We start from the raw sequence: 11,338 nt of genomic DNA on the forward strand, positions 1-11,338 counted from the left end.
GAGTGGGACCGCCGGCAAACCCGACATCCCCAGATACCTGAAGGACCAGGCGTGCTCCGCCCCGACCCCCCCTGGTGTGATGCCAGTCACCTACCCGGCGTCCCACTGCAAAACTACGCCACCTAATCCAGTAAGTCGAGTACTTTTAAAAATAAATACTTCTTTACTGGAGTTATTTTCAGTACAGCCAGTCGAGCCTCTGACCTCCTGTAGTCGGCCTTGGTATGTCACGAACTGGGCGCCCGAAGATCGACTTGCCCCGACCGATGAGGAGCGCGGGCTGCCGGTCGGGTCGGCTCGGCTCGGAGGGCGAAGTCGTCGCAGGCGTTGTCGATGGGCTCACGGATCTTGCTCGGCTGTAATGAGGGTTTGAATAACACGGCAGTTGCCGAATGTGTGGGCTGCCTACGAACACCGTGGGCAACAGGCTGGCGAAATTCCTCCGAGATCGTCTCGACGGTCTGGTTGACGAACCGCGACCAGGGCGCCCACCGACCATGACGGCCGACCAGGTTGAAGACGTCGTGGTCGCGACTATAGAGTCAACGCCGAAGAACGGGATCGGTAATGGTCAATGATGGCCAAGCGTTCGGGCTTATCCAAATCCACCATCGGGCGGATCTGCAGGAAGTTCGAGACGAAACAGCACCGGGAGGACGGGGTCAAGCTCTCCAATGATCCGCAACTCGTCGATAAGGTCTGCAACGGGCCTGCGGACTGAGAGTGGCTGAACTCCTGGACCTAAAATTGGACCGGCGTCACCCTCCAAGCCCTTATGAACCTGTTAGGTCACATCTCGGTCGAGAAGAGCCTACGCAACACATCCCTCTTTAATTTCACCGTGCGCACCGAATACGAACGAGTACATCGCCGAAACGCGCCCGGACTCGGAGACGAACCTGGCCCTGAAAGTCCTCCGGCTGATCACACTGGTCACACCACACTGACCCGGCAACGATTAGCCGGTATGGCGAATTGCACCCGGTTATTAGCCGATTAATGCTGGGACAATGACGCGGCAGAGAATTCCTTCTCACACCCGAAGACCGACTTCTACCACCACTTCAGCTTCGCCAACCCGCTTGAGGCCAGCACCGACGTCATGAACTACATCGAAGGCTGGTACTGCCGCCAACGACGGCCGTACCCAACCACCAAGCCCCCAACCCCGTAGCCGCTTAACGAAAAATCAACGACGAAACTGTCTCGAGAACTTGAAGTGAGCAGTTTCGAAGCCCTCCGGCATCATGGTCACCAACGCGCAATTGCTGCGCGAGCTGATCATCATCCCTCGATGGTTCCTTCCTGAGGACCGGATGACCCGTCGGCCCCTATCCCGCCGTCTCGAACACAATCTCCGGCGCAGCGTCCGGTGTCATATCGGGGTGAGCTGCCCACCACGCGGCACAGGCAGCACGCCAACTGTTAAGGTCGTTTTCACGGCCGCTGACGCTCACCGTCGATCCCGATACGCGAGCCACTGCGGCGTCACAGAAGTAGGCTCCGTCGTCGGCCGTGATCGCCGGGTACTCCTCGTAAAGTTCGCGCAGGGAACGGATCAAATAGTTCGGACGCTCTTCCACCCGCGCACCCAGCGCTGTTTGGACCGAGTCCACTCCCGTGAGGACGAGGACTGTGGCCATGCCCGCGCGATTTCCCCCCAGGATGTCGGTGTCCAGTCGGTCGCCGACGACGAGGGCGCGCACGACGCCGGAGTGGCGCGCAGCTGTCCGGAAGAGGGCTGCTTCTGGTTTTCCTGCGACCAGAGGCGACTTGCCGGTGGCAGCGGCAACCGCGGCCACCAGTGACCCGTTGCCGGGAGCGAATCCCCGCTCCTGCGGAAGGGTCATGTCCATGTTAGTCGCTATCCAAGTGGCACCCGCTGTGATCGCGTAGGCGGCCTCCGCGAGATCCTTCCAGCCAAGGGAGGGGGAAAACCCCTGAATGACAGCGTCTGGCCGATCATCCGATGTGGGCACAACGACGAGTCCCTGCTCCCTGACGGAGTCCGCGAGGAACTTACCGCCGACGACGAGCACCGACGCGCCTGCGGCAACCTCGCCAGCCAGCAGCTCTGCACCGGCCAGCGCAGATCCGAAGACTTGCTCAGCGGTGGCAGGTGCCCCTAATTCCCGCAGATGCGTGGCAACCTCCTCGGGTGAGCGTGACGCGTTGTTGGTCACGTATGCCAGGCTCTTACCCTCTCCTGCGAGCTGATCTAGTGCTTCGACGGCGCCGTCGATCACCCGCGGTCCGGTATACACGACGCCGTCGAGGTCCGCGAGCAATCCGTCAAAGCCGTCAATTAGCCGTTTGGTCATCGATACCTCACCCTTGTTGGTTTTGCTGTTCGGCTTGCGCTCTCGTTTGGGGCCGTTCCCTCGTAAGAACCAGGAGGATACGACTCAACCCCTCCGCTGGTTTTTGCTGCTTCAGTGTGCCGGATCAGTCGAATGATACGCCAGCGTCGACGACCCGAGCCGCGAGGCCCTCCTCGGCTGAAGCCACCTAGACTCGGGGGCCGGAGTTCTTCTTGTTATCGACCTCCCCGTCGACCTTCAGGAAGCCGTCGTAATACCTGAACACGTTGTCAACCATCGGACGGGCGAACGGATACAGGATGTCCGTGTGAATGTTGGTCTTGATGTCACCCTAAAACACCGCGTCAGCGATCTCCTAATCGGAAGAACCGGCGGTGTCATTCCCTCGAAGCAACAAGTTCGTTGAATAGAGGAGCTGCTGGTGGGGCGTAGGCCGTTACCGTTTTCGGATCGGGCGGACATCGCCGTAGGCAGCCTTGGTGGGCGAACGGATCGGCAGATCGCGGCTGATCTTGGTCGGGATCACACGATCATCTGGCGGGAACGCCGGCGGAATTCGACGAAGACCGGCGGTTACCGGCCGGTGAGTGCTGACTGCGCCGCGGAGCGGAAACGCCGACGCCCGCAAGCACGGAAAACTGGACACGGATCCGGTCCTCGGCGTACGGATGAAGGCGGATCTGGCCAGGTCAAGGACACCGCTGCAGATTGCCGGTCGTTTGCGTTTGGAAGCCACAGACACCAGCGGTGAGACCATGACGAAATCACCCGAGGCCGAGGGGCGGACCGTCTCCCACGAGACGATCTACCGGCGGATTTATGCCCTGCCCAAGGGCGAGCTGGCGACCTCCGGAATCCTGCTCCGGTCCAAGAGAACTAGGAGTAAATCCCGCAGGCCCCTCGGTGAGCGGACAGGTGGGCGGATCATCGGGATGGTCAGCATTGATGACCGTCCCGAGGAAGCAGCTGATCGTCGTGTGCCTGGAGCGTGGGAAGGGGACCTGGTGGTCGGCAAGGGATGCAAAAGTGCTATCGCGACGCTGGTTGAGCGGCACAGTAGGTTCCTGATCATGTTGGGCCTGCCCGAGGGCAAGAAGGCTACCGGTCTGGCCGATGTCCTCATCGGTCAAGTGAATAACCTGCCGGCGCTGATGCGTGGTTCCTTGACCTGGGACCAGGGCACGGAGATGGCCCCTGACCTTCCCGTGTACTTCGCCCACCTCAACCCCCACTCACCGTGGGAGCGACCATCCAATGAAAACACCAACGGGCTCATCCGGGAGTACCTCCCCACAGGCATTGAACTCACCAGCCACCAGCCCTACCTAGACTCCATCGCCGATGAGCTCAACGACAGACCCCGCGCCGTCCTGGGATTCCTGACACCACGAGAAGTATTCACCAAACTACTCAACGACAATTTTGCTAAGACGGCTTGACACCGCCCAGTACAGACAAGGCCCCATTCAACGTTGGCCACAGCGTCTACCAGTGGCGCTTCAAGCACGTCGCCGCCACCGTCCACACGATCGGCCAGCACTTGCGGATCAACCGCGCAGACCTCGATGCTTGGCTCAGTGCTAGGGAGGAACACTGATGCAACATGCACACCTGGGTCAAAGCATGGCAAAACAGTCCTGACCACGAAGGCCGCCCCCCGGGCCACCGACCTGCTCGAAGCCGTCGACGTCTTCTTGTCGACCGGTGCCAGGATTGGCCAAGTGATTGCCCTACGTTGGGAAGATGTGGATCTGGATACAGAGCACCCGTCCTTGACCATCAGTGGAACCGTGCCCCGTTACAAAGGGTAGCCGCTGTTCCGGCAGGATTACACCAAGACAGCGGCCGGATACCGCACTGTGGCGCTCCCCCGCTTCGTCGTGGAGACCCTCAAACGCATGTGGGCCGAACGCCAACTTGGCCCGAGGACTTCCTGTTCCCCTCGGCTGCCGGGACGGTGCGCAGCCCCAACAACTTCCGCCGCCAAAGGAGTGACGCGAGGGAAGGCTCAGGCTACGAATGGGTCACTCCGCACGTTTTCCGCAAGACCGTGGCCACCATCATCGACCGGGAATACAGTTCCAAGGACGCCGCATGTTAAATGGGCCACTCCGGCAGCGCCATCACGGAGAAGCACTACATCGAAAAAAGCGGCCATGGCGCCGGACCTGACCAAGGCGCTGGAAAAGTTGCCACTGTTCGTCCACCCGCGGTGCCCCTCAGCATCACAGCACCGCCATCCATTCCTGGGCTCGGGCTCTAAAGATGGTGCCAGAAAGGGCTCTCCGCCCCGAAACCTCCATGACTACCTTTGCAGGGACCTGGGCCAAGGCGCCAATTGCGCAGCAAGCTGCTGCGCAAGAATCGTTTTTGGTGCCTCCAACGCCACGATTCCATGACCAAACGAATCCCAAAATCCAAGCGTGTCTTTTGCCCAAAGCGCGTCGTTCCGTGTGGTGAGGGCATTTTTACCCAAACAAAAGGCCCTCCAACCCGGCGTTTCCGCTGGTCAGAGAGCTTTCGTGGTGGAGCTAAGGAGATTCGAACTCCTGACCTCTTCGATGCGAACGAAGCGCGCTACCAACTGCGCCATAGCCCCGCGATGGCAACGCCATCGACTCACCTAGAATATCGCCCCTCCCCCGGACTTTCCAAACGCCGCTTCACGAGCAACCATCCATGCGCCCCGCCACAGACAAAACCACGGTCCGCGGAGAAGATCACCCTACGCAGCGCTCGCCCCGCAACGGCCAGCCAAGGAGCTCCGCAACCGCCAGCCCCATCAGTCCGCAAGGGACTCGAGCCATTGGCTAAAGGTAATGGTGCCGTACGTGTTCTCGGGCACCAGGTTGCCACCTTCACGGAGGAAGCGGCCCAGGCTACCGGGCAGCGGCAGCGGCGTGGTCATGCCCTTGCGGCCGGTGGCGGTTTTCCATTGCCCGACGAGCTGTCGCATGGTGAGGACTTCGGGGCCGCCAATGATTCTGGTGCTGTGCAGCGCTGCACTGCCAACGCCTTCTTCCATGGCGGCGTCGACCAGCGCACCGGCTACGTCTGCGGTGGCGATCGGTTGGAAGGAGACGCCGCGGATGACGGGGACGAGCCCGTAGCGGGCCCCTGAGCTGAAGATGCCGGCGACGAGGTCGTGGAACTGGGTTGCCGCGATGACGGCGGTGGGCACGGTGGCGCGCTGGTACTGCCGGGCGCGGGCGGCCTGGACTTTGTAGTAGCCGTAGTCGGCCTGCCCGGCGTTGGCGATGCTCAGCAGGACGGCCCGGCGGACGCCGGCTGTGGCGGCTGCACGGAGCAGCCGGCCGCTGGTGGCGGGGAGCACTTTGAGCGCTGCGCCGGATTTGGCATCCAGAGTTTCGATCAGCAGGTCGGCGCCGTCCAACGCTTCGGGGAGTCCCTGTCCGGAGGCGACGTCGGCGGTGATGTAGTCGGCGCCGGGGATGCGTTTGGGGCTCTCTGGCGCGGGGCGGCGACGGCTGATGGAGCGGACCTCTAAGCCGCGTCGAAGTGCCTCGGCCACCACCATGCGTCCGGCCGTTCCGGTTCCGCCCACCACCGCAATTGTTGCCATTTGAGCAGACTATCCGGCTCCGCCGGTCATGGGAACTCCGGGCAGGACAGATCTTCCGTTACACCGGGAAAACGCGGGCGCGGCGCTGGCAGGCGTGGCCGCGGCGGGGTCGGTCAGGCGCGGCGGCGCTGGAGGACGTCGTCGAGGTTGCTCAGGCCGTGCACGGGCTTGGTCTTATCCGGCACGACGGCGGCAACGGTGCCTTCCGTGGAGGTGACGGACGGTGATGCACTTACCTGCACTGTGCCAGCTGAAACGGTGCTCGCTGCTGCGGCCGCCTCGGTGACCTTGATGGAGGCCTTTGCTGCGGCCTTTGGTGCGGCGGGGAGTTCCAGCGGGGCGGGCGCGGGGCGGTCCGCCCGCGGAGCCTGAACGTAGGCAGGCTTGGGAACTTCCACCGGCTGCCAGGGCTCGGGCTCCGCGACCGTGCGGGTGTGCGCGACCTCGGCGTCGGCGGCGCCGCGGGCGGCAACCTCCAGGGCCGCACGGCGAAGCTCGGTGGCGGTCAGCGGTATCCTGGCCGTCGCTTCCTGGCTCTGCTTTGCGGCGTCGGCTGCATCAAAATCGGCGGAGTTGAAGACGGCGACGGCGGCACGGCCGACGACGGGCCGGCCTGCGGCAGGCGCGGTGCCACGGACCGGCGCGCTGCCGGCGCCGGTGCCACGGACCGGCGCGCTGGAGGAGCCCATAGCAGCGCGGAAGGCGGCCTCGACTTTACGTTTGCGGTCGCGGACGGCGAGGCTGCGGAGCAGCGCCAGGGACGCGACGAAGATGATTGCGGCTGCCGCGGGGATCAGCCCCGAGGCCAGGCCCAATAGTGCGAGTCCGCCGCCGATGACCAGAGTCAGCAGGGCAAGCATGCCCAGCAGTGCCAGGGCGGTGCGGCCGTAGCGGATTTTCAACCGGGCCGGCCGGGACGCGAGGCGGGCCGTGCTGCCCCCGGTTTTGCCGCCGTCGTCCTGAGTGCCGGCACCAGACCTCACGCCGATGGACGTCACAGCAGCGGACGTCACTGCAGTGGACGTCACGCCACCGTTACGGACGTCGTGAGTCTTCGTCGTGTTCATCTGTTTCTCCTGCGTCGGCTGAGTTTCCATGGCCATGAAAACATCTGGGCGAGGGGCCGGAGCAGCGTCAATGACGAGCACCTCCGGGAACGCGGCCGGACTGTCCGCCAACAGAATCGGCTTTTGTCTGCGCAGCACGTACGGACCAACCCACAGCAGCCAAAGGGCAACAGCGACGAGCAGAATCACTGAGGTATTAAGGGGTGCGTCCACGGTTCAACTTTAAGGGGGATTCGTGCCGGACCGGGCATTAGCGGGGGCGTGTCGCGGGGCGCGCTGTCTTTCAGCGGTTTTTCGGGCCCCGGCCGTCCCACCTTTTGGGCCGACCGGCGCCTACGCCCCCGATGCCCCGCCGCGCTCGCGGAGCCAGCGCGGCAGCAGCCCGTCGGGAACTTCCTCGGCCGTGAGGGCGAAGCTGCGGTGGTCCGCCCATTGTCCGTTGATGTGCAGGTACCTCGGCCGAAGCCCCTCATCGCGGAAACCGAGTTTCTCCACCACCCGCAGGCTGGGACCGTTCTCGGGCCGGACGTTAATCTCCATCCGGTGCAGACCCAGGTTCCGGAAGCAGTGGTCAGTGGCCATCGCAACGGCTGTTGGGGCAATCCCGCGGCCGGCACGGTCCTGGTCCACCCAGTATCCCAGCGTGGCCATCATCGCCGATCCCCAGGAAATCGAGGAGACGGTCAGCTGTCCGATCAGCTGCGGTGCCGCAAGCCCTGGTTGACGTTCCGCGATGATGAACGGCAGTGCCGTTGCGGCCCTGGCTTGCTCGTTCAGGGCACGGACCATCCCTGCGAAGGTGGGCAGGTTAACGCCGGGGGACGGGCTGCTGGCCTCCCACCGGGCCAGCCAGTCGAAGTTCCGCCGGCGCACCTCGCTCCAGACTTTCTTATCCCGGTGCCGCACCGGCCGCAGGATGATGTCGCCGCACTCGAGCGTCACCGGCCAGCTGGTATCCCCCCGCATGGGCCTAGGCCGGCAGCTGCGCCGTGAATCCACCGAGCCACTGGCGCAGTTCGGGGCCCAGGTCGTCACGCTCGCACGCGAGCGTGACGACGGCCTTGAGGTAGCTGAGCTTGTCGCCGGTGTCATAACGGCGGCCGCGGAAGACAACGCCGTAGACTCCGCCGCCGTTGCCCTCGCGGCAGGCCAGGGTCTGCAGCGCATCGGTGAGCTGGATTTCCCCGCCCCGGCCCGGCGGCGTTTTTTCGAGGACCTCGAAGATGGCCGGATGCAGCACGTACCGGCCGATCATGGCCAGGTTGGAGGGTGCTTCCTCCGGGCTGGGCTTCTCCACCAGCCGGCGCACGCGGACGTAATCTTCGCCATCGATCGCCTCCATGTCGGCGCAGCCGTAGGCGGAGATCTGCTCAGGCTCCACCTCAATCAGGGCAATGACGGAGCCGCCGGTTTTGGCCTGCACGTCCATCATGGTGGTGAGCAGTTCGTCGCGCTCGTCAATTAAGTCATCCCCGAGCAGGACGGCGAACGGTTCGTTCCCGATGTGTGTCTTGGCGCGCAGCACGGCGTGGCCAAGCCCCTTCGGATCGCCCTGCCGGACGTAGTGGATCTCGCCGAGCTCGGTGGCGAGCTGCACGGCGGCGAGCCGGTCGTCGTCGCCCTTTGCCTTCAACGTGCGCTCGACGTCCGGCACCCGATCAAAATGGTCCTCCAGGGCGCGCTTGTTCCGCCCGGTAATCATCAGGACATCAATGAGCCCGGCACTGACGGCTTCCTGGACGACATACTGGATGGCGGGCTTATCCACGACGGGAAGCATTTCCTTGGGCATGGCCTTGGTGGCCGGGAGGAATCGCGTGCCCAATCCGGCAACGGGAATTACGGCCTTGCGAACGCGGGGTGCAGAAGTCATTGTCCTAGGCTACTTGAGGATAATGGGATTTGGTCACACCAGTTCGACAATGCGTGTAAAGGGGGAAATGATGCCGGTGAAGACTGAACTGCGGGCGCTGCTTCGGGCGCAGCGGCAGGAAATGGGCGACGGCGGCAGATCCGACGCCGGCGACGGTTTCGTCGGGCAGGCCCTCCAGTGGGCGCAATCCCTCCGGCGGCCCATGGCGGCTCGGCCCGTGACCGGTTCCGCCGTGGAGATTTCCTCTCCTGCTCCCCTTTCGATTGGGGCGTACCTCTCCAGCGGCACAGAACCTCCAACGGCCGGCGTGGTCCGTGCTCTGACGGACGCCGGCTACCACGTGTATGTTCCGGTCTGCGAGGTGGGCTTCCTCCTTAGCTGGGTCCGCTGGCGGCCAGATATTCCCCTGCATCGCAGCGCCCTGGCACCTGTGGATGAACCCGTGGGGGAACGGCTACCGGCAGCTTTCATGATGGAAGCAGCCGGAATTCTTCTGCCCGCCCTGGCAGTGGACGCGGATGGCATCCGGCTTGGTCACGGCGGCGGCTACTACGACAGGTTCCTCGCGTTGCTGGGGCCAGCCGCGCAGCGTCCGCCAACCGTGGCAATGGTCTACGACCACGAGTTGCTGGCCGCAGGTGCGATCGGACGCGAGCCGTGGGATGCACCCGTTGACGGCGTCCTGACTCCCCGCCGCTACGCCGCAACTGCGGCAGGCTAAACGCGAGGAAGTGTTAGAATTGGCACTCAGGGCCATAGACTGCTAACGTTTTCTGGTTTAGCGACGGCCCTGTCCCGTGTTTCGAGAAGGAGAATCAGTGCCAACCTACGCCTACGCTTGCAAGGACTGCGGCCACAACTTCGACATCGTGCAGTCATTTACTGACAATTCCCTGTCGATCTGCCCCGAGTGCCAAGGTGCGCTGCGCAAGAAGTTCAATTCCGTGGGCGTCGTCTTCAAGGGACCAGGGTTCTACCGTACAGATTCCCGGGACAGCAAGGGTGGCGGCTTTCCGGCCACTGCCAAGAATGGTTCGGCCAAGGAAGGCAGCCGCCAGGACGGTTCCGGCAAGGACGGTTCCATCAAGGAACCCGCCAAGGAATCCGTCTCCGCAGGTTCTGCTGCCAAGGATTCTGCGGCAAAGGCTCCGGTCGGTGTCGGTGCATCGAGCGGTTCGGGAAGCTCCGGCGGCAATTCCGGCGGAAACTCGACCGCGTCATAGGGCAAATCCCCGGTGACTGCCGCTGCCAGCTGAATCATGTTGCGCTTCTCCGTCAGCCCCGGCCGGCCCCTTAACCCTCTGCGGCTGCCCCCCTCCCCCGGAACCGGCGCAGCCCCAGCGCCGCGGCTGCACCCCTCCCCCGCGTTCTACGCGTAACGGAGTAGGGTTAAACAGAGGCGAGGAGGCCCCCGGATGCGCAAGCTCGTGACCCACGCAGTACTCGCCGTCGCTATCTGCGGCGGACTGGCTGCCTGTGCGACAGGCACCGACACTGCAGGTCCGTCTCGTGCCGCACTCTCCCCCGGCGTCTCCTCTGCGGCAGCTCCCCCTACCGCGGCAGGATCGGGAGCAGCTGGCGGATCGGGAGCAGCTGCCCCGTCGCCGCCGTCTCCCCCTATCGCGGCAGCCCCGTCTACCGGCACCGGCCCGGGCGCGGGCAACGCAGTTTTGGCCATCACGGTTAGGCCGTCTGACAGCGATCCCGCCGTGCACTACACCTTAACCTGCACGAATGGCGTTTCCGCTCCCGGCAACCAACTCCCCACCGCCGACGCAGCCTGTGTGTTGATTAAGAATGACCCCACGCTGCTGGACTCGGGTGCACGTAAATCGAACCAATCGTGCACGCAGCAGTACGGGGGCCCACAGCAGGCCACTGTTACCGGAATACTGGACCAAAAGTCCGTCAGCGCCTCATTCTCCCGCACTGACGGCTGCGCAATAGCGGCGTGGAACGCGGCCAAGGATCTCTTCGGCGCAGCCGGGGGCCCAGCATGACCGTCGCTGCTGGGGAAAGCCTGATCGACCTCACCATCACACTAACTGAGTACCCCGGCGCTGGAGACCATATCCTGCGCTTCGTAGCGGACGGCGGGAGCCCCGGCCCGGCTTCGACCGTCCCGGATCCGGGCGCTGCCCTGACAGTCCTGGAAATCCATGGTGAGGGCATCTTCTTCCCACGACCCGGGCCGCCGAGGCGCTGCACTCAGCAGTATGGCGGCCCGCAGGTGGCTATTGTTACCGGGCAGTTCAAGGGCCGGCGGGTCAATTGTCGCTTCCAGCTCACCGACGGGTGCGAGATTGCCCGATGGCGTGCGCTGGCGCCATTGCTCGGGACCGGTGCGGGGTCTGGGACGGAGTCGAGGCTGCAGAATTAACCTGCTGCCCAAATGCCGCGCAGGGGTTCCGCGCAGTGCGCGGATCATGTAGCGGCAGGGTCATGTAGTGGCCGGCTCACGTGGTGGCAAGATCCCGTAGGGGCACGATCACGT

The 11,338-nt window shown here is 64.0% G+C and carries 9 protein-coding genes, 1 tRNA gene and 1 pseudogene; 5 read left to right on the forward strand and 6 right to left on the reverse strand.

Features of this window, described 5'->3' with window-relative positions; translation table 11 throughout:
• Positions 1–1,331 precede the first annotated feature (1,331 nt).
• The gene (locus OS914_RS05600) at positions 1,332–2,321 is read right to left on the reverse strand and encodes an HAD-IIA family hydrolase (protein ID WP_267545086.1); all 990 of its coding nucleotides are present in this window, start codon (positions 2,319–2,321) and stop codon (positions 1,332–1,334) included.
• A 421-nt stretch (positions 2,322–2,742) separates the two neighbouring features.
• Here OS914_RS05600 and OS914_RS05605 point away from each other — a divergent pair.
• Positions 2,743–3,760 (forward strand): annotated as a pseudogene (locus OS914_RS05605) (IS30 family transposase).
• A gap of 1,084 nt (positions 3,761–4,844) precedes the next feature.
• Here the strand turns inward: OS914_RS05605 and OS914_RS05610 are convergent.
• The 5 genes from OS914_RS05610 to galU form a co-directional block, all read right to left on the reverse strand.
• A tRNA-Ala gene (locus tag OS914_RS05610) sits at positions 4,845–4,920 on the reverse strand.
• Between the two features lie 183 nt (positions 4,921–5,103).
• Entirely contained in the window at positions 5,104–5,904 is an 801-nt protein-coding gene (locus OS914_RS05615; protein WP_267545088.1) for an SDR family oxidoreductase, read from the reverse strand.
• A gap of 113 nt (positions 5,905–6,017) precedes the next feature.
• Positions 6,018–7,184: a hypothetical protein gene (locus tag OS914_RS05620; protein WP_267545089.1), complete on the reverse strand. Its 1,167-nt coding sequence runs from the start codon at positions 7,182–7,184 to the stop codon at positions 6,018–6,020.
• A gap of 120 nt (positions 7,185–7,304) precedes the next feature.
• Entirely contained in the window at positions 7,305–7,937 is a 633-nt protein-coding gene (locus tag OS914_RS05625; protein ID WP_267545090.1) for a GNAT family N-acetyltransferase, read from the reverse strand.
• Between the two features lie 4 nt (positions 7,938–7,941).
• Entirely contained in the window at positions 7,942–8,844 is a 903-nt protein-coding gene (galU, locus tag OS914_RS05630; RefSeq protein WP_267545091.1) for a UTP--glucose-1-phosphate uridylyltransferase GalU, read from the reverse strand.
• A gap of 76 nt (positions 8,845–8,920) precedes the next feature.
• Between galU and OS914_RS05635 the strand changes: the two genes are divergently transcribed.
• From OS914_RS05635 to OS914_RS05650, 4 genes are all read left to right on the forward strand, one after another.
• A complete protein-coding gene (locus OS914_RS05635) occupies positions 8,921–9,565 on the forward strand; it encodes a 5-formyltetrahydrofolate cyclo-ligase (protein WP_267545092.1) in 645 nt (214 codons plus the stop codon).
• 97 nt (positions 9,566–9,662) lie between these two features.
• On the forward strand, positions 9,663–10,067 hold the full coding sequence (locus OS914_RS05640; protein WP_267545093.1) for an FmdB family zinc ribbon protein: 405 nt from the start codon (positions 9,663–9,665) through the stop codon (positions 10,065–10,067).
• A gap of 192 nt (positions 10,068–10,259) precedes the next feature.
• Positions 10,260–10,844 (forward strand): serine protease inhibitor, encoded by a 585-nt coding sequence (locus OS914_RS05645; protein WP_267545094.1) that lies wholly within the window; start codon positions 10,260–10,262, stop codon positions 10,842–10,844.
• On the forward strand, positions 10,841–11,224 hold the full coding sequence (locus OS914_RS05650; RefSeq protein ID WP_267545095.1) for an alkaline phosphatase family protein: 384 nt from the start codon (positions 10,841–10,843) through the stop codon (positions 11,222–11,224). Before OS914_RS05645 ends, OS914_RS05650 begins: the two co-directional genes overlap by 4 nt.
• The last annotated feature ends 114 nt before the right edge of the window (positions 11,225–11,338 follow it).

It is taken from the genome of Arthrobacter endolithicus, assembly GCF_026627425.1.
Classification (GTDB): domain Bacteria; phylum Actinomycetota; class Actinomycetes; order Actinomycetales; family Micrococcaceae; genus Arthrobacter_M.